Source organism: Pandoraea faecigallinarum (assembly GCF_001029105.3).
GTDB classification, from domain to species: domain Bacteria; phylum Pseudomonadota; class Gammaproteobacteria; order Burkholderiales; family Burkholderiaceae; genus Pandoraea; species Pandoraea faecigallinarum.
This window is the reverse complement of record NZ_CP011807.3, coordinates 4,874,354-4,900,697: the sequence shown is the minus strand read 5'-3', so window position 1 is coordinate 4,900,697 and position 26,344 is coordinate 4,874,354. Positions and strand designations below refer to the sequence as shown.

17 protein-coding genes and 1 tRNA gene are annotated in these 26,344 nt (G+C 62.8%); 17 read left to right on the top strand and 1 reads right to left on the bottom strand.

The genetic code is table 11. The features are described from left to right. Positions 1 to 37: 37 nt before the first annotated feature. From AB870_RS21580 to AB870_RS21530, 11 genes are all read left to right on the top strand, one after another. A tRNA-Trp gene (locus tag AB870_RS21580) sits at positions 38 to 113 on the top strand. Positions 114 to 135: 22 nt separating this feature from the next. Continuing rightward, a complete protein-coding gene (gene secE, locus AB870_RS21575) occupies positions 136 to 516 on the top strand; it encodes a preprotein translocase subunit SecE (RefSeq protein WP_047906230.1) in 381 nt (126 codons plus the stop codon). A 1-nt stretch (position 517) separates the two neighbouring features. After that, positions 518 to 1,075 carry a transcription termination/antitermination protein NusG gene (gene nusG / locus AB870_RS21570; RefSeq protein ID WP_047906229.1) on the top strand — a complete coding sequence of 186 codons (558 nt, stop codon included), beginning with the start codon at positions 518 to 520 and terminating at the stop codon, positions 1,073 to 1,075. Positions 1,076 to 1,220: 145 nt separating this feature from the next. Further along, positions 1,221 to 1,652, top strand: a complete 432-nt coding sequence (gene rplK, locus AB870_RS21565) for a 50S ribosomal protein L11 (RefSeq protein ID WP_039393782.1) — start codon at positions 1,221 to 1,223, stop codon at positions 1,650 to 1,652. Continuing rightward, positions 1,652 to 2,347, top strand: a complete 696-nt coding sequence (gene rplA / locus AB870_RS21560; RefSeq protein WP_044457349.1) for a 50S ribosomal protein L1 — start codon at positions 1,652 to 1,654, stop codon at positions 2,345 to 2,347. The genes rplK and rplA overlap by 1 nt, the downstream gene beginning before the upstream one ends. A gap of 320 nt (positions 2,348 to 2,667) precedes the next feature. Further along, on the top strand, positions 2,668 to 3,165 hold the full coding sequence (rplJ, locus tag AB870_RS21555) for a 50S ribosomal protein L10 (RefSeq protein WP_010804162.1): 498 nt from the start codon (positions 2,668 to 2,670) through the stop codon (positions 3,163 to 3,165). A gap of 60 nt (positions 3,166 to 3,225) precedes the next feature. After that, on the top strand, positions 3,226 to 3,603 hold the full coding sequence (gene rplL / locus AB870_RS21550; RefSeq protein WP_023593799.1) for a 50S ribosomal protein L7/L12: 378 nt from the start codon (positions 3,226 to 3,228) through the stop codon (positions 3,601 to 3,603). A gap of 505 nt (positions 3,604 to 4,108) precedes the next feature. Next, positions 4,109 to 8,215, top strand: a complete 4,107-nt coding sequence (rpoB, locus tag AB870_RS21545; RefSeq protein ID WP_047906228.1) for a DNA-directed RNA polymerase subunit beta — start codon at positions 4,109 to 4,111, stop codon at positions 8,213 to 8,215. 26 nt (positions 8,216 to 8,241) lie between these two features. Next, positions 8,242 to 12,453 carry a DNA-directed RNA polymerase subunit beta' gene (rpoC, locus tag AB870_RS21540; RefSeq protein WP_047906227.1) on the top strand — a complete coding sequence of 1,404 codons (4,212 nt, stop codon included), beginning with the start codon at positions 8,242 to 8,244 and terminating at the stop codon, positions 12,451 to 12,453. Positions 12,454 to 12,681: 228 nt separating this feature from the next. Beyond that, a complete protein-coding gene (locus AB870_RS21535) occupies positions 12,682 to 14,109 on the top strand; it encodes a mannose-1-phosphate guanylyltransferase/mannose-6-phosphate isomerase (protein WP_047906226.1) in 1,428 nt (475 codons plus the stop codon). A 122-nt stretch (positions 14,110 to 14,231) separates the two neighbouring features. Further along, entirely contained in the window at positions 14,232 to 17,393 is a 3,162-nt protein-coding gene (locus tag AB870_RS21530) for a Fic family protein (RefSeq protein ID WP_084663977.1), read from the top strand. A gap of 94 nt (positions 17,394 to 17,487) precedes the next feature. Here AB870_RS21530 and AB870_RS21525 read toward each other — a convergent pair whose 3' ends face one another. After that, positions 17,488 to 19,530 (bottom strand): TonB-dependent receptor family protein, encoded by a 2,043-nt coding sequence (locus AB870_RS21525; protein WP_237170154.1) that lies wholly within the window; start codon positions 19,528 to 19,530, stop codon positions 17,488 to 17,490. Between the two features lie 693 nt (positions 19,531 to 20,223). On the opposite strand from AB870_RS21525, the gene hpaH reads away from it, so the two are divergent. Genes hpaH through AB870_RS21490 form a run of 6 tightly spaced genes read left to right on the top strand, consistent with a single transcriptional unit; the run spans position 20,224 to position 26,270 of the window. Next, positions 20,224 to 21,033 carry a 2-oxo-hept-4-ene-1,7-dioate hydratase gene (hpaH, locus tag AB870_RS21515; protein WP_047906223.1) on the top strand — a complete coding sequence of 270 codons (810 nt, stop codon included), beginning with the start codon at positions 20,224 to 20,226 and terminating at the stop codon, positions 21,031 to 21,033. Between the two features lie 27 nt (positions 21,034 to 21,060). Beyond that, entirely contained in the window at positions 21,061 to 21,855 is a 795-nt protein-coding gene (hpaI, locus tag AB870_RS21510) for a 4-hydroxy-2-oxoheptanedioate aldolase (RefSeq protein WP_047906222.1), read from the top strand. Positions 21,856 to 21,907: 52 nt separating this feature from the next. After that, positions 21,908 to 23,383, top strand: a complete 1,476-nt coding sequence (locus AB870_RS21505; RefSeq protein ID WP_047906221.1) for an aldehyde dehydrogenase family protein — start codon at positions 21,908 to 21,910, stop codon at positions 23,381 to 23,383. 42 nt (positions 23,384 to 23,425) lie between these two features. Next, positions 23,426 to 24,289 carry a DODA-type extradiol aromatic ring-opening family dioxygenase gene (locus AB870_RS21500; RefSeq protein WP_047906220.1) on the top strand — a complete coding sequence of 288 codons (864 nt, stop codon included), beginning with the start codon at positions 23,426 to 23,428 and terminating at the stop codon, positions 24,287 to 24,289. A gap of 12 nt (positions 24,290 to 24,301) precedes the next feature. Beyond that, positions 24,302 to 25,252 (top strand): fumarylacetoacetate hydrolase family protein, encoded by a 951-nt coding sequence (locus tag AB870_RS21495; protein ID WP_047906219.1) that lies wholly within the window; start codon positions 24,302 to 24,304, stop codon positions 25,250 to 25,252. A 4-nt stretch (positions 25,253 to 25,256) separates the two neighbouring features. Further along, positions 25,257 to 26,270 (top strand): 2-dehydropantoate 2-reductase, encoded by a 1,014-nt coding sequence (locus AB870_RS21490; protein WP_047906218.1) that lies wholly within the window; start codon positions 25,257 to 25,259, stop codon positions 26,268 to 26,270. The last annotated feature ends 74 nt before the right edge of the window (positions 26,271 to 26,344 follow it).

Sequence of the window (26,344 nt, the reverse complement as noted above, 5' to 3'; positions counted from 1 at the left end):
GGGGTCAGCTTTTGGCGGCTGGCCCCTCTGCTGTTTTAGGGGTATAGCTCAACTGGCAGAGCGTCGGTCTCCAAAACCGAAGGTTGGGGGTTCGATTCCCTCTGCCCCTGCCAAACAACTGTCTGCAAGCTGGAAATGGCGAATTCTCCTGTAGAAACTGTACGTACGACTGGCGACAAGCTGCTGCTGGCCGTGGCCGGGCTGCTGGTCGTTGCCGGCGTCGTTGCGTTCTACACTTTGGAGCAACAGGCGCTGTACGTGCGAGTTGCCGCCATCGTCGTTATTCTGGTTATCGCAGCATTTGTGGCATCGATGTCGCAAACGGGTAAGGGTTTTCTGGCCTTTGCTAAGGATGCGTACAAGGAAGTGGGTAAGGTCGTTTGGCCGACCCGTAAAGAGGCCGCGCAAACGACCGCGATTGTCTTCGCGTTCGTCATCGTGATGGCGCTGTATCTGTGGATCAGCGACAAGACGATTGAATGGGCAGTGTTCTCTTTGATTCTTGGCTGGAAGTGATATGTCTGATACCGGAGCCGCACCGAGCAAGAAGCGCTGGTACGTCATTCATGCCTACTCCGGCATGGAAAAGAGCGTAGCCAAGCAGCTGCAAGAGCGTATTACGCGTGAAGGCATGCAAGACTACTTCGGTCAGATTCTCGTTCCGACCGAAGAAGTCGTTGAAACTACGGCTGGCCACAAGAAGGTCACCGAACGTCGTTTCTTCCCCGGCTATGTGCTGTGCGAGATGGAAATGACGGACGAATCGTGGCACTTGGTGAAGGACACGCCAAAAGTCACGGGCTTTATCGGCGGCACGGGTAACCGTCCGACGCCGATTCGTCAGGCTGAAGTCGACAAAATCATGTCGCAAATCAAGGATGGGGTTGAAAAGCCGCGTCCCAAGACGTTGTTCGAGGTGGGTGAGCTGGTTCGAGTCAAGGATGGTCCCTTCACTGACTTCAACGGCTCGGTGGAAGAAGTGAACTACGAAAAAGCCCGCCTCCGTGTATCCGTCACCATCTTTGGTCGGGCAACTCCAGTAGAACTGGAGTTCGGACAAGTCGAAAAGATCTAAGAATAAAATGCGCCGGCGCGACGTCCGGCGCGTTTTTGCGTTGGTGACATCCGTCGCCGAGGAGCGTCAGTAGCCAGTTTTTTCGGTGAAAGCGCGCTATGACTCAACCCCGAATATGCGCCACATATTCGTTCCGGAGTAAACCATGGCAAAGAAAATCATCGGCTTTATCAAGCTGCAGATTCCTGCAGGTAAAGCCAACCCGTCGCCCCCCGTGGGCCCGGCCCTGGGTCAGCGTGGCCTGAACATCATGGAGTTCTGCAAGGCGTTCAACGCGCAAACGCAGAGCCTCGAACCGGGTCTGCCGATTCCGGTGGTGATCACCGCTTTCGCAGACAAGAGCTTCACGTTCGTCCTGAAGACCCCGCCGGCAACGGTGCTGATCAAGAAGGCTGCCAACCTGCAAAAGGGTTCGGCCAAGCCGCACACCGACAAGGTGGGCAAGATCACCCGCGCACAAGCGGAAGAAATCGCGAAGACCAAGATGCCTGACCTTACCGCCTCCGATCTGGACGCCGCGGTTCGCACCATCGCTGGCAGCGCACGTTCGATGGGCATCACGGTGGAGGGTCTGTAATGGCTAAGATCTCTAAGCGTCAACAAGCACTGGCCGCCAAGGTCGACCGCAACAAGCTGTACCCGGTCGGCGACGCTCTGGCCCTGGTCAAGGAATGCGCGAGCGCCAAGTTCGACGAGTCGATCGACGTCGCCGTGCAACTGGGCGTGGACGCAAAGAAGTCGGACCAGGTGGTTCGCGGTTCGGTCGTTCTGCCGGCTGGTACCGGTAAGTCGGTTCGCGTGGCCGTTTTCGCGCAAGGCGAAAAGGCCGAACAAGCCAAGGCTGCCGGAGCGGAAATCGTTGGTATGGAAGACCTGGCCGAGCAGATCAAGGCCGGCAACATGGACTTCGACATCGTGATCGCTTCGCCGGACACGATGCGTATCGTCGGTACGCTGGGCCAGATCCTCGGCCCGCGCGGCCTGATGCCGAACCCGAAGGTTGGCACGGTGACCCCGGACGTGGCCACGGCAGTGAAGAACGCCAAGGCTGGTCAGGTGCAATTCCGCGTCGACAAGGCCGGTATCATTCACGCCACGATCGGTCGCGCTTCGTTCGAACCCGCAGCGCTGCAACAGAACCTTTCGGCCCTGCTGGAAGCCCTCACGAAGTCGAAGCCGGCTTCGAGCAAGGGTGTCTACCTGCGCAAGATCGCCCTGTCGAGCACGATGGGCGTTGGCGTGCGTGTGGACCAGGCCAGCCTGACGGCCTAAGCGACACAATCGCAATCGCAGGGTGATGGCGTCCCCTGCGACGGCTGCGATCCTCGAGATCGGCAGCCTGTAGCAAAAGACTTTGGGCGGAAGCGGTATCTTCGGAAATCGCTTCCGGTTATCAAAGACCGTTGGCGGGAATGGGCATTCACTGACACTCCCTTAATACGCCAGCCAACGCAGATGGCGAACCCGAACAAGTTATGCAGTCACACCGCCGTATACGGGCAACCGTTGCGGGGGTTGAAACTCCAGACATGTCGGTAAGCCGTTAGTGGAACGGCATCACCATGAGGTGATGTCAATTTTGGAGGTTAACCGTGGCACTTAATCTTGATGATAAGAAAGCCGTCGTGGCAGAAGTTTCGGCGCAAGTCGCCGGTGCTTCGACCATCGTTGTGGCTGAATATCGCGGAATCACGGTTGGCGATCTGACGAAGCTTCGCGCCAATGCGCGTCAGCAAGGCGTCTACCTGCGTGTTCTGAAGAACACGCTGGCACGCCGCGCGGTGGAAAACACCCCGTTTGCTGACCTGGCTGAACAGATGACCGGTCCTCTGATCTACGGTATCTCGACGGATCCCGTAGCCGCTGCGAAAGTCCTGAACGACTTTTCGAAGGGCAACGACAAGTTGATCTTGAAGGCCGGCTCGTACGACGGCAAGGTGATGGACAAGGCAGGCGTGCAAGCGCTGGCCTCGATCCCGAGCCGCGACGAACTGCTCGCGAAGTTGCTGGGTGTCATGCAAGCGCCGGTTTCCGGCTTTGCTCGCGTCCTGGCTGCCGTGGCAGAGAAGAAGCAAGCGGAAGCTGCTTAATTCTCTGTTCGGTTACACGATCGCTGACTTCGGTCCGAACACAATCTAGGAGTTTTACAAATGGCAATCACGAAAGACGAAATCATCGAAGCCGTAGGCGCGATGTCGGTTATGGAACTGAACGACCTGGTCAAGGCGTTCGAAGAGAAGTTCGGCGTGTCGGCTGCTGCCCTGGCAGTTGCTGGCCCGGCTGGTGCTGGCGGCGGTGCTGCTGCTGCTGAAGAGCAAACCGAATTCAACGTCATCCTGGCAGAAGTCGGTGCAAACAAGGTCGGCGTCATCAAGGCCGTGCGCGAAATCACCGGTCTGGGCCTGAAGGAAGCCAAGGATCTGGTCGATGGCGCTCCGAAGGCTGTCAAGGAAGGCGTCGACAAGGCTGCTGCTGACGAAGCCAAGAAGAAGCTGGAAGAAGCCGGCGCCAAGGTCGAAGTCAAGTAATTCGGCTCTGCGCGTAGGGAAGGCTGGCGACGAAATGTCGTCAGCCTTTTTGTGCTTTCAGGAGATGCAAATCCCAAAATCGGGAATCCAAATTCGAAAGCCGGCGTGAACCTGCGCCAACTGTTTGAAATTGAAACGAATTCGACGGGCAACGTATCGCTCGTGACGTTTCAAACGCGTGTTCCGCCAGCGGGACGTGCGGGGGCGGCGACAGCGCCGCAGCGAAGTAGCGACCGAGAGGCCAAAGAAAAAATCGCGACGGCATATGCCATGCATGGCGCCGTGACGGTTTTCTCTTTGTCTTCTGAAGCGACTGCAGAAGGCAAGTTTGGTCGGGCGACGGGCAACACAGGCATCCGTCGCCGTCAGCCAGCGGTTGGTAGCGGCCAACCACCAAGCTCGTTGCTCCGTGGCAAGCCCGCCGTGGGGGACGTCTGGTCTCAGTCGATGAACACCCGTTGCCGATGCCTGCCGTCGTCGTCAGCGTAGTGATTCGGAGATCGTAATGCACTATTCCTTCACCGAGAAGAAACGCATTCGCAAGAGTTTTGCGAAGCGTCCGACCGTGCACAAGGTGCCGTTTTTGCTGGCTACCCAGCTCGCCTCGTACACATCGTTCTTGCAAGCCGACGTGCTTGCATCGGAGCGGAAGCCGGAGGGTCTGCAAGCAGCCTTCTCCTCCATTTTCCCGATCGTTTCTCACAACGGGTTCGCACGCCTCGAGTTCGTCAGCTATTTGCTCGGCACTCCCGCGTTCGATGTCAAGGAATGTCAACAGCGCGGCCTGACCTTCTGCTCGGCCCTGCGCGCCAAGGTTCGTCTGGTGATTCTCGACAAGGAATCGCCGAACAAGCCGGTAGTCAAGGAAGTCAAGGAACAGGAAGTGTACATGGGCGAAATTCCGCTCATGACTTCGACAGGCTCCTTCGTCATCAATGGCACGGAACGTGTCATCGTCTCGCAGCTGCACCGTTCGCCGGGCGTGTTCTTCGAACACGACAAGGGCAAAACGCACAGCTCGGGCAAATTGCTGTTCTCCGCGCGGATCATTCCCTACCGCGGCTCGTGGCTGGACTTCGAATTCGATCCGAAGGACATCCTGTACTTCCGTGTCGACCGTCGTCGCAAGATGCCGGTCACGATCCTGCTCAAGGCCATTGGTCTGACGCCGGAACAGATCCTCGCGAATTTCTTCGTGTTCGACAACTTCAAGCTGATGCCGGAAGGCGCGCAGATGGAGTTCGTGCCGGAGCGTCTGCGCGGTGAAGTGGCGCGTTTCGACATCACGGATCGCGAAGGCAAGGTCATCGTCCAGAAGGACAAGCGCGTCAACGCCAAGCACATCCGCGACCTGGAGAACGCCAACACCAAGTTCATCTCGGTGCCGGAAGACTATCTCCTCGGCCGTGTGCTCGCGAAGAACGTGATCGATGGCGACACGGGCGAAGTGATCGCCAACGCCAACGACGAAATCACCGAAAGCGTGCTGGTCAAGCTGCGCGAGTCGGGGGTGTCGGATATCCAGACGCTGTACACGAACGATCTGGATCAGGGTTCGTACATCTCGGCCACGCTGCGTATCGACGAAACCGCCGATCAGACGGCTGCACGTATCGCGATCTACCGCATGATGCGCCCGGGCGAGCCGCCGACCGAAGATGCGGTCGAGGCCCTGTTCAACCGTCTGTTCTACAGCGAAGAAGCGTACGACCTGTCGAAGGTGGGTCGTATGAAGTTCAACCGCCGTGTCGGCCGCGACGAAGTGCTCGGACCGATGACGCTGGAAGACGACGATATTCTCGCGACCATCAAGATCCTCGTGGATCTGCGTAACGGCCGCGGCGAAGTCGACGACATCGACCACCTGGGTAACCGTCGTGTGCGTTGCGTCGGCGAACTGGCCGAGAACCAGTTCCGCGCCGGTCTGGTGCGTGTCGAGCGCGCTGTGAAGGAACGTCTGGGTCAGGCCGAGTCGGAAAACCTGATGCCGCACGACCTGATCAACAGCAAGCCGATTTCGTCGGCCATTCGCGAGTTCTTTGGTTCGTCGCAGCTGTCGCAGTTCATGGACCAGACCAACCCGCTGTCGGAAATCACGCACAAGCGTCGTGTGTCCGCACTGGGCCCGGGCGGTCTGACGCGCGAGCGCGCAGGCTTCGAAGTTCGCGACGTGCACCCGACCCACTATGGCCGCGTGTGCCCGATCGAAACGCCGGAAGGTCCGAACATCGGCCTGATCAACTCGCTGGCACTGTACGCACGCCTGAACGAATACGGTTTCCTGGAAACGCCGTACCGCAAGGTGGTGGACGGCAAGGTCACCGACCAGATCGATTACCTGTCGGCCATTGAAGAAGGCCGCTACGTGATCGCTCAGGCGAACGCGTCGATCGGCGCGAACGGCGAACTCACCGACGAACTGGTGTCGTCGCGTGAAGCCGGCGAAACGCTGATGGTCACGCCGGACCGCATCCAGTACATGGACGTGGCGCCGTCGCAGATCGTCTCGGTCGCTGCCTCGCTGATTCCGTTCCTCGAACACGATGACGCGAACCGCGCATTGATGGGCTCGAACATGCAGCGCCAGGCCGTGCCTTGCCTGCGTCCGGAAAAGGCGGTCGTCGGTACGGGTATCGAACGTACGGTGGCAGTCGACTCGGGTACGACCGTGCAGGCGTTCCGTGGCGGTGTGGTCGATTACGTCGACGCGGGCCGGGTGGTGATTCGCGTGAACGACGACGAAGCCGTTGCCGGTGAAGTCGGCGTGGACATCTACAACCTGATCAAGTACACGCGTTCGAACCAGAACACCAACATCAACCAGCGCCCCATCGTGGAAGTGGGCGACAAGGTGGCGCGCGGCGACGTGATCGCCGACGGCGCGTCGACCGACCTGGGTGAGCTGGCGCTGGGTCAGAACATGCTGATCGCGTTCATGCCGTGGAACGGCTACAACTTCGAAGATTCGATCCTGATCTCGGAGCGTGTCGTTGCGGAAGACCGTTACACGTCGATTCACATCGAAGAACTGAACGTCGTGGCTCGCGACACGAAGCTCGGACCGGAAGAAATCACGCGCGACATCTCGAACCTGGCGGAAGTGCAACTGAGCCGTCTGGACGAGTCGGGCATCGTGTACATCGGTGCGGAAGTCGAAGCCGGCGACGTGCTGGTGGGCAAGGTCACGCCGAAGGGCGAAACCCAGCTCACGCCGGAAGAAAAGCTGCTGCGCGCGATCTTCGGCGAGAAGGCTTCGGACGTGAAGGACACCTCGCTGCGCGTGCCGTCGGGCATGAGCGGCACCGTTATCGACGTGCAGGTGTTCACGCGTGAAGGCATTCAGCGCGACAAGCGCGCCCAGCAGATCATCGACGATGAACTGAAGGGCTATCGCCTGGACCTGAACGACCAGCTGCGTATCGTGGAAGGCGACGCGTTCCAGCGTCTGGAGCGCTTCCTGGTGGGCAAGACGGCCAATGGCGGTCCGAAGAAGCTCGCCAAGGGCACCAAGATCACCAAGGAATATCTGGCCGATCTGGATCGCTACCACTGGTTCGACATTCGTCTGGCAGACGACGAAGGCGCGCAACAGCTCGAACAGATCAAGGAATCGATCGAGCAGAAGCGTCACTCGTTCGACCTGGCTTTCGAAGAGAAGCGCAAGAAGCTCACGCAAGGCGACGAACTGCCGCCGGGCGTGCTGAAGATGGTCAAGGTGTACCTGGCGGTCAAGCGTCGTCTGCAACCTGGCGACAAGATGGCCGGCCGTCACGGTAACAAGGGTGTGGTCTCGAAGATCGTGCCGATCGAGGATATGCCGTACATGGCCGATGGCCGTCCGGCAGACATCGTGCTCAACCCGCTCGGCGTGCCGTCGCGGATGAACGTGGGTCAGATTCTCGAATCGCACCTCGGCTGGGCGGCGAAGGGTCTGGGCTGGCGTATCGGCGAAATGCTGCAGGCGCACACCAAGGTCCAGGAAATTCGCAAGTTCCTGACGAAGATCTACAACGAGAGCGGTCAGCAAGAAGATATCGACAGCCTGTCGGACGACGAAATCATGTCGCTCGCCCGCAACCTGCAGAACGGTGTTCCGTTCGCGACGCCGGTGTTCGACGGTGCGCATGAAGAGGAAATCCGTCGCATGCTGGATCTGGCGTTCCCGGATCACATCGCGAAGGAACTCGGCATGACCCAGTCGAAGAACCAGGTCACGCTGTTCGACGGTCGCACCGGCGAAGCCTTCGAGCGTCCGGTGACCTGCGGCTTCATGCACATGCTCAAGCTGCACCACCTGGTCGACGACAAGATGCACGCCCGTTCGACCGGTCCGTACTCGCTGGTGACGCAGCAGCCGTTGGGCGGCAAGGCTCAGTTCGGTGGTCAGCGCTTCGGTGAAATGGAAGTGTGGGCACTGGAAGCCTACGGCGCATCGTATGTGTTGCAGGAAATGCTGACGGTGAAGTCGGACGACGTGACGGGCCGTACGAAGGTGTACGAGAACCTCGTCAAGGGCGATCACGTGATCGATGCCGGCATGCCGGAGTCGTTCAACGTGCTGGTCAAGGAAATCCGTTCGCTCGGTATCGATATCGACCTGGAGCGCGGTTAATCGCGTTCAGGCAACAGGAGAAAGCAATGAAAGCTTTGCTCGATCTATTCAAGCAAGTCCAGCAGGACGAACAGTTCGACGCGATCAAGATCGGTCTGGCTTCGCCGGACAAGATCCGCTCGTGGTCGTTCGGTGAAGTGAAAAAGCCGGAGACGATCAACTACCGGACCTTCAAGCCCGAACGCGACGGTTTGTTCTGCGCAAAGATCTTCGGTCCGATCAAGGACTACGAATGCCTTTGCGGCAAGTACAAGCGCCTGAAGCACCGTGGCGTGATCTGCGAGAAGTGCGGCGTTGAAGTGACGCTGGCCAAGGTGCGCCGTGAGCGCATGGGCCACATCGAACTGGCTTCGCCGGTCGCGCACATCTGGTTCCTGAAGTCGCTCCCGTCGCGTCTGGGCATGGTGCTCGACATGACGCTGCGCGATATCGAACGCGTGCTGTACTTCGAAGCCTACGTGGTTCTCGAACCGGGCATGACGCCGCTCAAGCGTTGCCAGATCATGACCGAGGAGGATTACTACAACAAGGTCGAGGAATACGGCGACGAGTTCCGTGCCGAGATGGGCGCGGAAGGCGTGCGCGAGCTGCTGCGCTCGATCGACATCGACCAGCAGGTCGAGCATCTGCGCGCCGAGCTGCAAGCCACGGGCTCGGAAGCCAAGATCAAGAAGTACGCCAAGCGCCTGAAGGTGCTCGAGGCATTCCAGCGCTCGGGTATCAAGCCCGAATGGATGGTGCTCGAAGTGCTGCCGGTGCTCCCGCCCGAACTGCGCCCGCTGGTGCCGCTCGACGGTGGCCGCTTCGCGACCTCGGACCTGAACGATCTGTATCGTCGCGTCATCAACCGTAACAACCGTCTGAAGCGTCTGCTCGAACTCAAGGCGCCGGACATCATCGTGCGCAACGAAAAGCGCATGCTGCAAGAGTCCGTGGACTCGCTGCTCGACAACGGCCGTCGCGGCAAGGCGATGACCGGTGCGAACAAGCGCCCGCTCAAGTCGCTGGCCGACATGATCAAGGGTAAGAGCGGTCGTTTCCGTCAGAACCTGCTGGGCAAGCGCGTCGACTACTCGGGCCGTTCGGTCATTACCGTGGGCCCGACGCTCAAGCTGCATCAGTGCGGTCTGCCGAAGCTCATGGCACTCGAACTCTTCAAGCCGTTCATCTTCCACAAGCTGGAAGTGATGGGCGTGGCCACGACCATCAAGGCCGCGAAGAAGGAAGTCGAGAACCAGACGGCGGTGGTGTGGGACATCCTCGAAGAGGTGATCCGCGAGCATCCGATCATGCTGAACCGCGCACCGACGCTGCACCGCCTGGGCATTCAGGCGTTCGAGCCGGTGCTCATCGAAGGCAAGGCAATTCAGCTTCACCCGCTGGTTTGCGCGGCGTTCAACGCCGACTTCGACGGTGACCAGATGGCTGTTCACGTGCCGCTGTCGCTCGAAGCGCAGATGGAAGCGCGTACCCTGATGCTGGCCTCGAACAACGTGTTGTTCCCGGCTAACGGCGATCCGTCGATCGTGCCGTCGCAGGATATCGTGCTCGGTCTGTACTATGCGACCCGCGACAAGATCAACGGCCACGGCGAAGGCCTGTCGTTTACCGACGTCTCGGAAGTGCTGCGCGCGTACGACAACAAGGAAGTCGAACTGGCTTCGCGTGTGAACGTGCGTATCACGGAGTACACGGTCGATCCGGAAACGGGCGAGAAGACGCCGAAGGTCACGCTGTACCCGACGACCGTCGGCCGCGCGATCCTGTCGGAAATTCTGCCCCCGGGCCTGCCGTTCTCGGTGCTGAACAAGTCGCTCAAGAAGAAGGAAATCTCGAAGCTGATCAACACGGCGTTCCGCCGCTGCGGTCTGCGCGAGACGGTGATCTTCGTCGACAAGCTGATGCAGTCGGGCTTCCGCCTGGCAACGCGTGCCGGTATCTCGATCTGCGTGGACGACATGCTCGTGCCGACGAAGAAGGAAGAGCTTATCGGCGAAGCGTCGAAGAAGGTCAAGGAATACGACCGTCAGTACATGTCGGGTCTGGTCACGGCGCAAGAGCGTTACAACAACGTCGTGGACATTTGGGGTGCTACCGGTGACGCCGTGGGTAAGGCGATGATGGAGCAGCTCTCGAAGGAGAAGACGATCGACCGCGACGGCAACGCCGTGGATCAGGAGTCGTTCAACTCGATTTACATGATGGCCGACTCCGGTGCTCGCGGTTCGAGCGCCCAGATTCGCCAGCTCGCCGGTATGCGTGGCCTGATGGCCAAGCCGGACGGCTCGATTATCGAGACGCCGATTACCGCGAACTTCCGCGAAGGCCTGAACGTGTTGCAGTACTTCATCTCGACGCACGGCGCCCGTAAGGGTCTGGCCGATACGGCGCTGAAGACGGCAAACTCGGGTTACCTGACGCGTCGTCTGGTCGACGTGACGCAGGATCTGGTCGTGGTCGAAGACGATTGCGGCACGAGCAACGGCGTGGCGATGAAGGCGCTGGTCGAGGGCGGTGAAGTGGTCGAAGCCCTGCGTGACCGTATCCTGGGCCGTGTGGCCGTGGCCGACGTCGTGAATCCGGAGACCCAAGAAACGGTGTACGAGGCCGGCACGCTGCTGGACGAAGACGTCGTCGAAATGATCGAGTCGCTGGGTATCGACGAAGTGCGCGTGCGCACGCCGCTGACCTGCGATACGCGCTATGGTCTGTGCGCTGCCTGCTACGGCCGCGATCTGGGCCGCGGTTCGCGCGTGAACGTCGGCGAAGCCGTCGGCGTGATCGCGGCGCAGTCGATCGGTGAGCCGGGCACGCAGCTGACGATGCGTACGTTCCACATCGGTGGTGCGGCATCGCGCGCGGCAGTGGCCTCGTCGATCGAAGCCAAGTCGAACGGTACGGTTCGCTTCACGGCGACCATGCGTTACGTGACGAACGGCAAGGGCGAGCAGATCGCGATCTCGCGTTCGGGTGAAATCCTGATCACCGACGATCACGGTCGCGAGCGCGAGCGTCACAAGGTGCCGTACGGCGCCACGCTGCTGCAACTGGACGGCGCACAGGTCAAGGCCGGTGCCCAACTGGGTACGTGGGATCCGCTGACGCGCCCGATCATTACCGAACACGGCGGTTTCGCCAAGTTCGAGAACGTCGAGGAAGGTGTCACGGTCGCCAAGCAGATCGACGATGTGACGGGTCTGTCCACGCTGGTCGTGATCGATCCGAAGCGTCGCGGTCCGGCGTCGAAGAACGTGCGTCCGCAGGTCAAGCTGCTCGACGAAAACGGTGTGGAAGTGAAGATCCCGGGTACCGACCACCCGGTGACGATCGGCTTCCAGGTGGGCGCCCTGATTACGATCAAGGACGGCCAGCCGGTGCCGGTGGGCGAAGTGCTCGCACGTATCCCGACCGAAGCGCAGAAGACCCGCGACATTACCGGGGGTCTGCCGCGTGTGGCCGAACTGTTCGAAGCGCGTGCACCGAAGGACGCCGGCATTCTGGCCGAAGTCACGGGTACCACGTCGTTCGGTAAGGACACGAAGGGCAAGCAGCGTCTGGTCATTACCGATCTGGACGGCAACCAGCACGAGTTCCTGATTCCGAAGGAAAAGCAGGTGCTGGTGCACGACGGTCAGGTGGTGAACAAGGGTGAAATGATCGTGGACGGCCCGGCCGACCCGCACGACATCCTGCGTCTGCAAGGTATCGAAGCACTGGCGCGTTACATCGTCGACGAAGTGCAGGACGTGTACCGTTTGCAGGGTGTGAAGATCAACGACAAGCACATCGAGGTGATCGTTCGCCAGATGCTGCGTCGTGTGCAGATCGTCGATTCGGGCGATACGCGCTTCATCACCGGCGAACAGGTCGAACGCTCGGAAATGCTCGACGAGAACGATGCCATGATCGCCGCGGACAAGCGTCCGGCGCAGTACGAGAACGTGTTGCTGGGTATTACGAAGGCGTCGCTGTCGACGGATTCGTTCATCTCCGCCGCATCGTTCCAGGAAACGACGCGCGTGCTGACCGAAGCCGCGATCATGGGCAAGAAGGACGACCTGCGTGGCCTGAAGGAAAACGTCATCGTTGGCCGTCTGATCCCGGCAGGTACGGGTCTGGCGTATCACAAGGCTCGCAAGGCCCGCGAAACGTCGGATCGCGAGCGTCACGACCAGATCGCTCTGGAAGAGGCGTTTGCCCCGATCCCCACTTCGGTGGAAGAACCGACCGCAGAGTAAGCGGTACGAAGCGGTACGGCAGTCGGGACGGCGGCGCTGGCGAAAGCCGACATCGTCGACCCGATACGAAGCGTCAAGGAGACGGCACCCTTTGCAGGGTGCCGTTTTTCTTTTACGCGCCGGAAAAACAGATCCGCGCGTCATGGCAATGTCGTTTTAAGTCTTTGAAATGACGATATAATTTTTGCTTCCTTCAAGCAATGTGGCGTAACCTTCCACGATCCGTATATGGCGATAACTCCTGTCATTCTGTGCGGCGGTAGCGGTACCCGTTTATGGCCCCTGTCGCGGGCGAGCTATCCCAAGCAGTATCTCGCGCTCGCCGGGTCCGACACATTGCTCCAGCAGACGATCCGGCGCATTGGCGCGCTCGACGGCGCGCTCGCGCCGCTGATCGTCTCCAACAACGAACAACGTTTTCTTGTGGCCGAGCAGTTGCGCGCCATCGACACGACGCCCAGCGCCATCGTGCTCGAACCCGTCGCACGCAATACGGCGCCGGCCGTGGCTGCGGCCGCATGGATTGCGCAGCGTCAGGATGCCGACGCCACGCTGCTCGTACTGCCCTCGGATCACGCGATCGCGCACGAGGCGAAATTCCGCGAAGCGGTGCGTGCCGCCAGCACACTGGCGCACGACGGCTATCTCGTCACCTTCGGCATTCCCCCGACATCGCCGCACACCGGCTACGGCTACATTCGCCGCGGCAGCGCTACGCCCGCATGCGCAAACGGATTTCACATCGAACAGTTCATCGAAAAGCCGGACGCCGCGAAGGCGGCCGAACTGATTGCCGCTGGCAACTGCTACTGGAACAGCGGCATGTTCATGTTCAGGGCGGCGGCGTATCTGGACGAGCTCGAACGTCTCGCCCCGGAGATGCTGCGGCAGGTGAAAGCCGCCGTCGACCGGGGCGCCGTCGATATCGACTTCTTCCGTCTGGACGAGGCGAGTCTGCAAGCGTGCCCGTCCGATTCCATCGACTATGCCGTCATGGAAAAGGCACACCGCGCGGCCGTGGTGGATGCCGACGGTCTTGGGTGGAACGACATCGGTTCGTGGTCGGCGGTGGCCGAGATTGCCGAGCGTGACGAGAATGGCAACAGTCTGATCGGCGACGTCGTGGCGCATGGTGTGAAGCACAGCTATGTGCGCAGTGAAGGCCGGATGGTGGCGGCTATCGGCGTCGAGAATCTCGTGATCGTGGAAACGCCGGATGTGGTGCTGGTCACGTCCAAGGATCGTGTGCAGGACGTCAAAGGCGTGGTCGAGACGCTCATCGCCGAAGGCCGCTCGGAGTCGGTGTTCCATCAGCGCGTATTCCGGCCGTGGGGCGACTACGAGGGCATTTGTGTCGGCGATCGTTTTCAGGTGAAGAAAATCGTCGTGAAACCGGGCGCTTCGCTGAGCTTGCAGATGCACTTTCACCGCTCGGAGCACTGGATCGTGGTGAAGGGCACGGCGCGCGTGGTGAACGGCGACCATACGATCCTGCTTACCGAAAACCAGTCGACGTATATTCCGCTGGGCACAACGCACCGTCTGGAAAATCCTGGCAAGGTGCCGCTCGAACTGATCGAAGTGCAGTCCGGCGCGTATCTGGGCGAAGACGACATCGTGCGATTTCAGGACGATTATGGGCGCACCAAACAATGAAGCGATGCCGCGGTGGCCGGGACGCGCCGAACGAGGCGTGAGACCTGAAAGAGGCAAACCGGACGGGTGGCGGTAGCCCTGCGGAATGCCGGGAAGCCGCAGACGCATGACACGGGGCAGCGATGAGCGAGGCAGAGACGACGCGAAGACCGCAAGAGCCTAACCGGTCGGAGCTGGCGCCGGCATCCGAGCGGACGTCCGCCGGGATCGGAGCGCTCGACGACCAGCGCCCCGCCAGCCGCATGCACGCGCAAATGCGTGCCGCCATCGACACCAGTGCCCGAACGCAGGCTGTCGCACAACAGCGCAGGATCATTGTCGCGCCGCCGGCCCCGCAACTCCGGCGCCCCGCCCCGCCACCCGCGTCCGCGCCGATCCAGCGCGTGGTGGATTTCTCCAGCGACGTCGACAAGCAGTACACCAAGGACGCCTACCTGACGAAACTCAGGCAGGCGAGCGGCAAGAGTTTCGCCCATGTACGTCTGACATGGCTGGCGGCCGAGCGGTCCGCCGACAGGATCCGGCTCTCGAACAACATCGCCCTCGCGTGGGCGCAACTCGCCCCGTATGCACCGCCCGACGATCGTCAGGCCGGCACGCTCGGCACCTATCCCGAGAACGACGCCGCTCTTCTCGATAGCGCGGCCCGCGAGATTCCGATGGTCTCGCGCTATGACGTCGACCGGCACAGCGCCGCGATTGCCGCGCACTACCGGACGATATTTCCCTTTGCGCGGGAGGAGCCGGGCGAGGCCCAGACGCCGTGGAACCCGGACGACGCGCTCGACATCGCCGGTCGGCCCGCAACCATCGACCCCACGACGTGGGACAACCTGACCGACACGCAGCGAGCAGCGCTGGTCAGGCATCGAGACGATCTCGACGCACTGATGCGTGTCCTCCAGGGGTTGGTAAGGTCGGGCGCCCAGGATCAGGACGACTACGTGATCGCGCTGTACAGCCATCTGGCGGCGCGCCGGGGCGACGGGCGCAGCGTAGGCCGGATCGCGGGGCTGCGCGACAACGGGCGCTACCTGCAAACGATCGTGGACGTACGTCGTGGAAAGTCACCCAGAGTCGACGCGTACAGACCGACCAAATTCAGCGATGTCTCCGCCATCGACTGGGCATCGCGCGACGACCTGGCCGAAGACCGCCCCTTTCTGCGCCAACGTACCGACCAGTTGCGCAAGTCGCTGAGCGGCGACGACCTGCGCAACGAGCGCGACATCCTGACGAAATGGGCATCGCCGGCGACGGGCGTGCAGCGCGATAACGTGGGCATGGATCAGGACACGGTGGGCAAGAGCGTGCCGTCGCGCAAACGGGGAACCCCGGGGGCCAATGTCTCGCTGCTCGATACCACGCTCGCGCAGATCGCTCCCATCGAAGGCACGCTCTACGCCGCCTACGCGCGAAACGATTCGCTCAAGGTCGGTGAGGTCTTCAGTCAGGGCGCGCCGTTAAGCGCCAGCGAATCGGCGGGCGGCACCGTCACGTTTTCCAAGGGCGCCATGTCCGGCGCAAGTGCCGCCATGGACCGCTACAGGATCTATGCCAAGGGATTCAACGGTATTCCCATCAGCCCGCTCGCTCCGGACGTGGGGCATGGTCAGCGCGAGGTCGTGTTTCGCGCGCGGGCGACATTCAAGGTGCTGTCGATCGAGGCGGGGAATTTCGGCGCGGGAGTTACGCGTCTTGTGACGCTGCTGGAGCAGGGCGAATCGTCGTCGCACGCGAGCGCCGTGAAGCACAGTCAGGAGGCGTTGCTCAATCCGAAGGACCGATGGCTGACCGGCTTGCCGGACAACGGGCTCGATCAGCGCACGCAGGCCTGGTTCATTTCGAACAGCGTGGGTGGCACGGTCGAGGGCCAGCGCGACGCGAGCTTTGCCTACCCGTACGGCAAGCGAACGGCCGAAGTCTGGCACGAGGTGATTACCGACGATGGCACCGACATCTGGTCTATCGACGGATTCTTGACCATCGCCGCCCGGCTCACCGGCGTGACGCCTCGGGACATCGATTTCATCACAAACGCGGACGCCCCCTCGGCGTGGGGCGAGCTGGTGACACTTGGCCCCGACGCGCGCACGGCGCTTCAGCAAAACGGAATGACGCTCACCAAAAAGGGCGACAAATACCACGTGGCTTATCGGAAGGAAAACAAGCGGCCGAAGCTCGTCTCTCTTCTGAAAGAGGGGGCGGCGCAGTTCGCGCAGATCGTGCGAACGCCGTCGCGCGACAGCGAAGCACGTGTCGCCGCGCTCGCCGCCGAGATCCAGCAACGGCTCAGCGTGTTGCATCCGTTGCACGACGGTAACGGGCGGATCAGCCGGGCCTACGCCTATCTGATCTTGCGCCGCGCGGGTTTCGGCATCCACGCGGATCAACCGCGGCAGCCTCTGCGCGTGTTCGACCAGGACGCCGACCAGACGACGCTGGCGCAAGACTGGAAAGCCCGCTTCGCCGCGCAGCCTTCGGCGCTGCCCCCGCCGTTGGCGAACCGGGACATGTCGCTTGCCGCGATGCCGGTCAACGACACGCCGGACGTCGAGCGCTTCGTGAGCCGACTCGCCGGCGGCGGGATGAGCGAGCGTCTGGCCGACGCTCGTGCGCAGGAGGCGCGGCTGTCGACCGGGGGCGTTATCGAGCCGGAGGATATGTGGCTCGTGGAGGAGTTGCTCGCCTACATTCCGCACCGCGAGGCATGGCTTTCGCAGGCGCTGGTGCAGAGCATGAATGCGTTCGTGCAAACGTACGGCGCCGTTCGGCCCGGCACGGTGAATCCGCAAGCGTATGCCGCCGCGGTGCCGCTCAAGCGCCAGCTGGAGATCGAGATCGCGCAGCGCCTGAGCGCCGGTCTCGACCCGCAGCACAACGACAGCACCCCTTCCGTTTCGACAACGCCGGACGATTCGAGCGCGATGGCGATCGAGCCGGTCGCGCAGGACGATGCCGACGGGCAGGACCGGATGGAGGTCATGCCCGCGTCCGACGATCACAACATGCTCGTGCAGACGCCGCAACCGCAGCAGGCGCCGGCCGTCGCGCCTCGCACGCGCACCGTCAACCGTCGCACGCGCCGGTTCGTGGCGCCTGCGGACCCTGTCGTGCCGTTGCCGCCACGTGCGGCGAAGGTGGCGGCGCTGGCCAGGTTGGGCGGCGGTTCGGCCGGCCGTGCGAAGCGTGTCAAGATCGCGACGAAACCGTCGGGCATTCAAAAGCCGAAGCGCACGCCCTGGGCGCAGCGCAAGAAGTCGTCCGGTGCACGCAGGAAGTAGATCGGACGGCATGGGTTTGCGCATGACGTCCGGGCAGGAAAAAGCCCCGCCCCGAATGACCGGGCGCGGGGCTCGTTACACGGCGAGCCGTCGATCAGAAGCCGAAATGCCCCTGGACGTAGACCATGCGCGGCGCGCCGACCATGCGCCCGGCATTGCCGTCGACGTTACGCGTATAGAAGCGCTTGTCGAAGACGTTGTTCAGGCCCACGGTAACGTCGGCGTTCTTGTAGAACGGAAGCTTGTAGTTCGCTTGCAGGTTCCACACGCGGAAGCCCGGCACCTTGCCGTTGCTGCCGTCTGCCGATTCGGCTTCCGTGTTTGCGAGGTCGGCGTATTGTGAGCTTTGGTGCGTCGTCGAGACGTTGAACGTCCACCGACCGATCGCGTAGCGCGCCCCGAGCGTGTCGGTGAAGCGCGAATAGAACGGCACGTCCAGACCGGCCGTCGATCCCGACTTCTGGATGGCGCGCGTGAACGTGAAGTTCGCGTAGACGTTCAGTCCGCGCAACACGCTGTCGCGGTCGAACGTGTAATCGACGGCGGCTTCGACACCATCGTGGTTCGTCGCGCCGATGTTCTGGAAGACAGGCGGGTTCGACCCCGGAATTTGCAGAATCTGGTTGTCGAACTTCATCTTGAACGCCGTCAGTTCGGCCTTCCAGCGATTGTCCGTCCAGCGCGTGCCGATTTCATACGTGCGGGCCAGTTCCGGCTCAAGCGGGTTGGCCGCCGACATCGAATTCAACTGCGTGTTCTGCACCGGTCCGAACGACGTGCTGTAGTCCGCGAAGATCGTCCACGCGCTGTTCACCAGATACGACAGGTTCACCGACGGCAACGCCTTGTTGTTGTCAGAGCGGAAGGTGTTGCCGGTGGCATTGTCCACGCGCTGCGAGTTGATGAACTCGTAGCGCAGGCCCGGCGTCAGGCGCCAGTTCCCCCACGCCATGCGGTCGTCGATATAGAACGCATTCGCGCTGGTGTAGTTGTTGAAGGTCTGCGTCGCAGAGTTTCTGCCGGTCGCGAGCGTGGTGGTCCACTGGTTGTCGTCGCCGCGTTCGTGGACGTAGCGATAACCCACGGTCACGTCGTGTGCGCTCGGACCGAAGAAAAGCCGCTGTGTGAAGCGCGGCTCGATACCGAACGTCTCATAGTTGCGCGGCTGGTGCGTCGTGGAGAGGCCGGTCGCATTGACGAGCGTGCTCTGACGATAGCTCTGGTTGTAGAACGTGCGGATCTCGAACTCCTGTGTCTCGGAGATCGTATTCAGATAACCGAAGTCGAGGCCGGTGCGGTTGCCGCTCCAATAGTCGTCCGGACGCGTATTCTGAAACGGATCGGCGTTGTATTGCGCGACGCTCAGACCGCCGGGCGTCTTCGACTTCACGTCGTAGTACGAGATCTTGCCGTACACCTGCTGGCTCGGCGAGATGTCGTAGCGCCACTTCAGCGCCACGTCGTTGACCCGCTCGTCGCTGCCCTTGCGCCAGTCGCGGCCCACCATGCCCGAGTACAACAACGCGAGACCGAGACCGTTGTCCATCTGCGTGCCGAGAAACGCGCCGTACTGGGTGTTCGCGCCGCCGCCGGCGGTGTAGATGTTCTCGCGAACCGTCGCGTCGGCGCTCAGGCCCGAGGTACTGGGGATCGCACGCGTCTTGAAGTTGATCACGCCGCCGACGTTTTGCGGGCCGTAGCGAACGGCACCGCCGCTGCGCACCACATCGATGCTCTCGATGTTGAACAGGCTGACCGGTGCGAACGAGAGTTGCGGCTGGCCGTAAGGGGCGACCGCCATCGGAATGCCGTCGAGCAGCACGGTCGAGCGCGGGGTGTAACGGCCGGTGAGGCCGCGCACGCCGATGTTCAGCGAGATGGCGCTGCCGGCGGTGCCGGAGTTGTCGGTGGCCTGCACCCCGGGGATGCGTCGCATGACGTCGCCGATGCTGCTTGCACCCGATTCTTCGATCTGCGCCTTCTTCACGACCGTGCGTGCGCCGGGAAACGTTTTCGCGCTGTTGTCCAGACCGGTACCCAGCCAGTCGCCGGAGACGTTCACCGCGCCGAGTTCGACTTCGGCCTTCGCTTCTGCGGCCGGACTTGCCTGCGCGTACGCCGTGCCGAGCGTTGCCATGAGCAGCGCAGCCGCGCAGGCGCTCGCATGGGCGGCGACATGCGGCAGGCGGGTGTGGGAGGCGTAGGAAGCGTAGGAGGCGAAGCGATGGAAACCTGGCATGCGTGCGGCACCGGATGCCGCGGGCGTGCGGCGACTGACGGACATCTTCATCTTGGCTGACCTTCGTGACTGCGAGAGTGTGCGAGCGAGGCCGATGCGGTGCAAATGCGGGCAATGCGAGGCAACGGCCGGGCGGATCGTTATCGGTAATGCGCTGTAATAAAGCGTCGCGAATTATAAATGCAAATCACTCTCATTTTTAATGAGCGTGGGGCGATTCCCGGTCGGTATTAGGCGATGCCGGTCCGCCGTGGCGGGCAGCGCCCGCGATGGCTGGCACGAATTGCGACATTGCGCCACGAAGGCGTGTGATGGCGGAATGAAGCGAACAAATGCCGAACGAAACGCAGGCCATGGTTCGTTTCAACGCGCGGTTGAGTGTGTGGCGGCCGTACGACATTCGACGCGCGCGGGCGGCGTTGCGGCGCATGTCCGGCATCGGCTGCGCTATCGGCCAAGGCATCGATTTGCGGCGGCGGATTATCCAGTTTTGCTTATCAATCGGCCAGAATCGATTGATTGTCGATGGCGCGGGCGGCCGCAAGAATAAGGGCTTCCCGAAACGAAACCGAACGACACCGGAGACCCGCAATGCCGACGCTCGACGCCTCGACCCATCAGGCCCTTGCCCGCGAATTGCACGAAGCCGAACGCGCTCGTGAGCCGGTGACGCAATTCTCGCGCCGCTATCCCGGGATGACGATTGCCGACAGCTACGCGATTTCGCAGGCGTGGCTCGCGCTGAAGTTTGCCGAGGGCCGGCGCGTGATCGGCCACAAGATCGGGTTGACTTCACGCGCGATGCAGGTTGCCGCGCAGATCACCGAGCCCGACCACGGCACGCTGCTCGACGACATGCTGGTCGCCGACGGCGCGACGCTCGAAGCCTCGCGCTTCATCGTGCCGCGCCTGGAGGTGGAGTTGGCGTTCATTCTCGGCAAGCCGCTCAAGGGTCCGGGCGTCACATTGTTCGACGTGCTCGACGCCACGGCGTGGGTCACCCCTGCGCTCGAACTCATCGATGGCCGCATCGAACTGTTCGATCGCGATACCGGAGCGCCGCGCAAAGTCTTCGACACGATTGCCGACAACGCGGCGAACGCCGCCGTGATTCTCGGCGGACGGCCCGTCAAGCCGGAGGCCATCGACTTGCGTTGGGCGGGCGCGCTGCTGTATCGCAACGGCGTGATCGAGGAGTCCGGCCTGAGCGCGGCCGTGCTGAACCACCCGGGCAACGGCATCGCGTGGCTCGCCAACAAGCTCGGCGCCTTCGACGAAGGGCTGCAGGCGGGCGAAATCGTGCTGGCCGGGTCCTTCACGCGACCGGTGGCATGTGCGGCGGGCGATGTCTTTCACGCGGACTACGGTCCGCTCGGCGCGATTGGCGTGCGCTTTGTCTGACGTGTCGATGCACAAGGAGCCGACGTCATGAAAACTCCCCCGAATGCCTTCAAGCAGGCGCTCGCACGCGGCGAACGCCAGATCGGCCTGTGGATGGGGCTCGCTACGCCCTACGCCGCAGAATTGTGTGCCGGCGGCGGCTTCGACTGGCTGGTGATCGACGGCGAGCACGCGCCCAACGATCTGCGAACGATGCTTGCCACCTTGCAGGCGATGGCGCCGTATCCCGCGCATCCGGTCGTGCGGCTGCCGCACGGCGACGCCGCGCTCATCAAGCAGGTCCTCGAAATCGGGGCGACGACGTTGCTCGTGCCGATGGTGGAGTCGGCCGGCATGGCGCGCGCACTCGCGAGTGCCACGCGTTATCCGCCGCAGGGCACGCGCGGTGTCGGCAGCGGTCTGGCGCGCTCGTCGCGATGGAATCGATATGAGGACTATCTGCACGCAGCGAACGACACGACGTGTCTGCTCGTGCAGGTGGAGACGGCCGACGCGCTGGCGCAGGTCGACGACATTGCCGCCGTCGACGGCGTGCACGGGGTGTTCATCGGTCCGGCCGACCTGGCGGCGTCGATGGGGTATCTCGGTCAGGCGACGCACCCGGAGGTGCGCAAGGCCATCGAGAACGGCATCGCGCGCATTCGCCGCGCGGGCAAGGCGGCGGGAATACTGTGCGTCGACGAGACGCTCGCACGCCATTACCTCGAACTGGGCGTGACGTTCGTTGCCGTGGGCATCGACACGACGTTGCTCGCCAATGCGAGCCGGGCGCTCGCGGCAAGATTCGCCATCGCGAATGACGGCAACGGCAGCAAGGGTTGAGCGCCGAAGGCTGAACGTTTTCTTTCGAAACTATCCCCCAAAGAGACATGGCATGAGTGCTACCCGTATTGAGGTTGCCGGCGTATCGGTGTCGCCGGATCACTACATCGATGGCCGCCGCGTGGCATCGGACGAGACGTTCGAATGCATCTCGCCCATCGATCAGACTCCACTGGGCGACATTGCCAGCGGCAGTCAGGCGCACGTCGATGGAGCGGTCACATCGGCGTCGCGGGCATTTGCCGCGTGGGCGGCGCTGAGTGCGGCGCAACGCCAGCCGTATCTCCAGCGATTCGCCGACGCCATCGGACGCCGCGCCGACGCATTCGCCACGCTCGAGAGTGTGGACGCCGGCGTGCTGCGCTCGCGCATGGCGCACGGGGTGGTGCCGCGCGCCATGCAGAACATGACATGGTTTGCCGAGCATGCGCTGACGTTGCAGGACCGCGTGATCGAGACACCGCAGGCCTGGCACCGGGTGCGCCACGACCCGGCCGGGGTAGTCGCAGTGATTACGCCCTGGAACTCGCCGCTGATGCTCGCGACATGGAAGATCGGTCCGGCGCTGGCGGCGGGCAACACCGTCGTGCTCAAGGCCCCCGAATGGGCGCCGCTCACGTCGTCGCTACTTGCCGATTGCGCGCACGAAGCGGGACTGCCGCCGGGCGTCTTCAACTTGTTGCAGGGCGCGGGGGCGGCGACCGGCGCGGCGCTGGTGAGTGACGCGCGGCTCGCGCGCATCTCCTTTACCGGCTCGGTCGGCACGGCGAAATGGATCGCGAAGACTGCCGCCGCGAACCTCGTGCCGTGCAGCCTGGAACTGGGCGGCAAGTCGGCGTTCATCGTGCTGGCGGATGCCGATCTCGACGCGGCCGCCGCAACCGCTGCGCTGATGTATCGCAATGCCGGACAGGTGTGCCTGGCGGGCACGCGACTGCTCGTTCATGCGGATGTCGCCCCGGCGTTCACGCAGAAGTTGCGTGAGGTGGTCTCGCGCCTCGTCGTTGGCGACCCGCGCGACGGCGCGACGGAGGTCGGCCCGATCATCCACATGCGCCAGCTCGAACGCGTGCAGGGCTTCGTCGAGCGCGCCGTGGCCGGCGGAGCGCGCGTGTTGTGGGGCGGCGCGCGTCACGCGTTCGGCGCGCAATATTTCGCGCCCACGCTGCTCACCGGTCTGCATCAGCACGACGAAATCGTGCAGCAGGAAGTCTTCGGCCCGGTGCTCACGTTGCAGACCTTCACCAACGACGACGAAGTCGTCGAGCTGGCGAACGGCACCGACTACGGGCTCGGCGGCGTTTGCTACGGCAACGAGGCGCACGCCATCGCGATCGCCGAGCGCGTGCGCACCGGCTTCATCTGGATCAACAGCTTCGGCATTCGCGACCTCGCCGCGCCCTTCGGCGGCATCAAGCGCTCGGGCGTCGGGCGCGAAGGCGGCGACTGGAGCTTCGAGTTCTTTTGCGACGTGAAGGATATCGTCGTTCCGAAACAGCCGTTCAAAGCGAGCTTCAGCCACCGCTGACGCCGATGCCACACCACAAGACAAGGACAAGAGGAGAGCACTATGGGACAGATTGTCGGCGCGGCGTTGGTGTCGCACCACCCCGGCCTGATGCAGTGTGAGGAGTTCCGCGTTCTGCAGGGCGCGGGCGCGGATTCGGATTTGATACCTGGCTATGCGCGCGTGCGCGAGCGCATTGCGGCGGTGCGCCCCGATGCGATCGTGATTTTCGATTCGCACTGGTTCACGACCGGCTATCACCTGATCGATGCGGGCGCGCGTTATGCGGGCATGTACGTTTCGGACGAGATGCCGTGGTATCTGCACGGCGTGCCGTACGACTATCGCGGCCATCCCGAACTGGCGCTGGCGGTCGACGGTGTGGCGCGCGAGCGCGGGGTGCGAGCGCGTGCGGTACAGCATCCGGATCTGCCGCGTCATTACCCCACGATCAACGTCATCAAGCAAATGCGACTCGACGCGTGGCCCATCGTGACGGTCAGCTCGTGCCAGAACTGCGAGACGCATCACTTTCTGCAATCCGGCGAAGTCATCGGCGAGGCGATTCGACGCAGCGATCTGCGCGTGGTGATGCTGGCGTCCGGCGCGTTGAGCCACAAGTTCAACGGTATCGACTGGAAGCCGAATCACCCTCGCATTTTCCACGAGAGCAACGTGTCTCGCCCGGAGAATGTCGAGAGCGACAAGCGCGCCATCCACGCGTTGCGCGAGGGTCGCCACGACCGCATTCTGGCCGACTGGGATACGGATTACCGCAAGCGCCCGTGGGAGGCGCACGGCGCGCACTATTTGCAGATGGTCGGCGCATTGGGCGGCGCCGCATGCCGCAGCGCGGGCGTGGTGCTCTCCGACTACGAGAATGCGCGCGGCACGGGCAACGTGCACATCTGGTTCGATACCCTTTGACGAGGCGCGACCATGGACTTCGAATTTCCAATGCGTGAACTGCCCGGGGTCATGCGCGGGCCGCGTGTCGAGCGCCGTCGCATTCTGCTTGGGGGCAGCGCGTTCTGGGGGACGATCGTCGAAGCCGGCGATCGTCAGGGCATGCTCAAGCTCGACGACGGCCGCTTCGTCGACCCGCAAACGGTGACGCATCTCCCGCCCGTCGATCCGTCGAAGATCATCGCGGTGCACATCTCCTATCGCTCGCGTAGCATGGAAACGCGCAACAAGCCCAGGCCGACCGACACGCCTACCTACTTCACCAAGCCGCCGACCTCGCTCAACGGTCATGGCGGACAGATTCTGAAGCCGGCGGATTGCCGGTATCTGAACTACGAGAGCGAATACGCGGTGGTAATCGGACGCACGTGCCGTAATGTGCTGCCCGACGAGGCGTGGGACTACATCGAGGGCTTCTGCCCGGCATTGGACATGGGGTTGCAGGATTTTCGCGACACCGATCAGGGATCGATGCTGCGTGTGAAGGGCGCGGACACGCTACTGCCCATCGGCCCGGGTATCGTGCGGGGCGTGAACCTGTTCGAGCAGACGCTGCGCACCTATCGCAACGGACGTGTCGTACAGGAAGCCCATATCGGCGACGAGACGATCTGGGGCCCGCACTACGTGATCGCGGACATAGCGCGTCACATTACGCTGGTGCCGGGTGACGTGATTCTGATGGGCACGCCCTGCCATTCGCGCTCGGTGGATGCGGGCGATCTGGTGGAATGCGAGATTACGGGGTTGGGACGCCTTGCCGGGCGCGTGGTGCAGATCGATGCGCCGCGCGCGGCGGCGCTCGGTGTGGGGCATCCGCCGGGCGACAGTCCTGAAGTGCGCCGCGTGGCGCTGGGTTTCGACGAACGTGTGCCGGAGCGGTTCAAGGAGAACTATCGTCTCGCGGCACATCAACCGGAGTGAATGGATGAAGGTGACGATCATTGGCGCGGGCGCCATCGGTGGCCTGATCGGGCAGAAGCTGGCCGCGACGGGTGAGGCGCAGGTAAATGCGCTTGCGCGCGGGGCCACGCTGGCGGCGCTGCGCGAGCGTGGCTGGCGCGTGAAGCAGGGCGAAACGCTGGCTACGGCACCCGTGGCGGCGGCGCACCCGTTGGAAGATGCCGCGAAACTCGGCGAGCAGGACCTTGTCGTGATCGCGGTGAAGGGGCCGGCGCTCGCGCAGGTTGCATCGTCGGTGGTGCCTTTGCTGGGACCGCAAACGCTCGTGCTGCCGGCGATGAACGGCGTGCCCTGGTGGTTCTGCAAGGGCGTGGCGCCGTTCGGGGATGCGCCGCTCACGAGCGTCGATCCCGATGGCGCGATCGGTGCGGCGATTCCGCTGGCGAACGTTGTCGGATGCGTGGTGCACGCGAGTGCTTCAACCCCGGAGCCGGCGCTGGTCGATCACAAGATGGGGCGCGGCCTCATCGTCGGCGAACCCGGCGGCGGTGCGAGCGAGCGCGTGCAGCGTCTGGCCGGATGGCTCGCGCGCGCCGGGTTCGAGGCGAAGGCGTCCGAAAACGTGCGGCTGGACATCTGGTACAAGCTCTGGGGCAACCTGACGATGAATCCGGTCTCGGCGATCACCGGTGCGACCATCGACCGGTTGCTCGACGACCCGCTGGTGCGCGAGTTCTGCTCGGCGGCCATGCGTGAGGCGGCGCACATCGGAGGCAAGATCGGCTGCGTCATCGATCAGTCGCCGGAAGACCGGCATCAGGTGACGGCGAAGCTCGGCGCGTTCAAGACGTCGATGTTGCAGGACGTGGAAGCGAATCGTCCCATCGAACTCGAAGCACTGGTGAGCGTCGTGCGCGAGATTGGCCAGCGGGTGTCGGTGCCGACACCGAACATCGACGCACTGCTGGGACTGACCCGGCTCTTCGGGCGCGTGCGCGGCGTGTATCCGCAGCAAGCGATCGCGCCGGCCGGTCGGTAACGTAACGAGACAGCGCGACAATGGGACATGGGACACCTTGCGGTGTCCCATGTCATTGGCGAGTCCGGCGCGTG

Coding starts and splice junctions, on each gene's coding strand:
- secE (WP_047906230.1), top strand. CDS start 136: ATGGCGAATTCTCCTGTAGAAACTGTACGTACGACTGGCGACAAGCTG.
- nusG (WP_047906229.1), top strand. CDS start 518: ATGTCTGATACCGGAGCCGCACCGAGCAAGAAGCGCTGGTACGTCATT.
- rplK (WP_039393782.1), top strand. CDS start 1,221: ATGGCAAAGAAAATCATCGGCTTTATCAAGCTGCAGATTCCTGCAGGT.
- rplA (WP_044457349.1), top strand. CDS start 1,652: ATGGCTAAGATCTCTAAGCGTCAACAAGCACTGGCCGCCAAGGTCGAC.
- rplL (WP_023593799.1), top strand. CDS start 3,226: ATGGCAATCACGAAAGACGAAATCATCGAAGCCGTAGGCGCGATGTCG.
- rpoB (WP_047906228.1), top strand. CDS start 4,109: ATGCACTATTCCTTCACCGAGAAGAAACGCATTCGCAAGAGTTTTGCG.
- rpoC (WP_047906227.1), top strand. CDS start 8,242: ATGAAAGCTTTGCTCGATCTATTCAAGCAAGTCCAGCAGGACGAACAG.
- AB870_RS21535 (WP_047906226.1), top strand. CDS start 12,682: ATGGCGATAACTCCTGTCATTCTGTGCGGCGGTAGCGGTACCCGTTTA.
- AB870_RS21530 (WP_084663977.1), top strand. CDS start 14,232: ATGAGCGAGGCAGAGACGACGCGAAGACCGCAAGAGCCTAACCGGTCG.
- AB870_RS21525 (WP_237170154.1), bottom strand. CDS start 19,530: ATGGCAACGCTCGGCACGGCGTACGCGCAGGCAAGTCCGGCCGCAGAA.
- hpaH (WP_047906223.1), top strand. CDS start 20,224: ATGCCGACGCTCGACGCCTCGACCCATCAGGCCCTTGCCCGCGAATTG.
- hpaI (WP_047906222.1), top strand. CDS start 21,061: ATGAAAACTCCCCCGAATGCCTTCAAGCAGGCGCTCGCACGCGGCGAA.
- AB870_RS21505 (WP_047906221.1), top strand. CDS start 21,908: ATGAGTGCTACCCGTATTGAGGTTGCCGGCGTATCGGTGTCGCCGGAT.
- AB870_RS21500 (WP_047906220.1), top strand. CDS start 23,426: ATGGGACAGATTGTCGGCGCGGCGTTGGTGTCGCACCACCCCGGCCTG.
- AB870_RS21495 (WP_047906219.1), top strand. CDS start 24,302: ATGGACTTCGAATTTCCAATGCGTGAACTGCCCGGGGTCATGCGCGGG.
- AB870_RS21490 (WP_047906218.1), top strand. CDS start 25,257: ATGAAGGTGACGATCATTGGCGCGGGCGCCATCGGTGGCCTGATCGGG.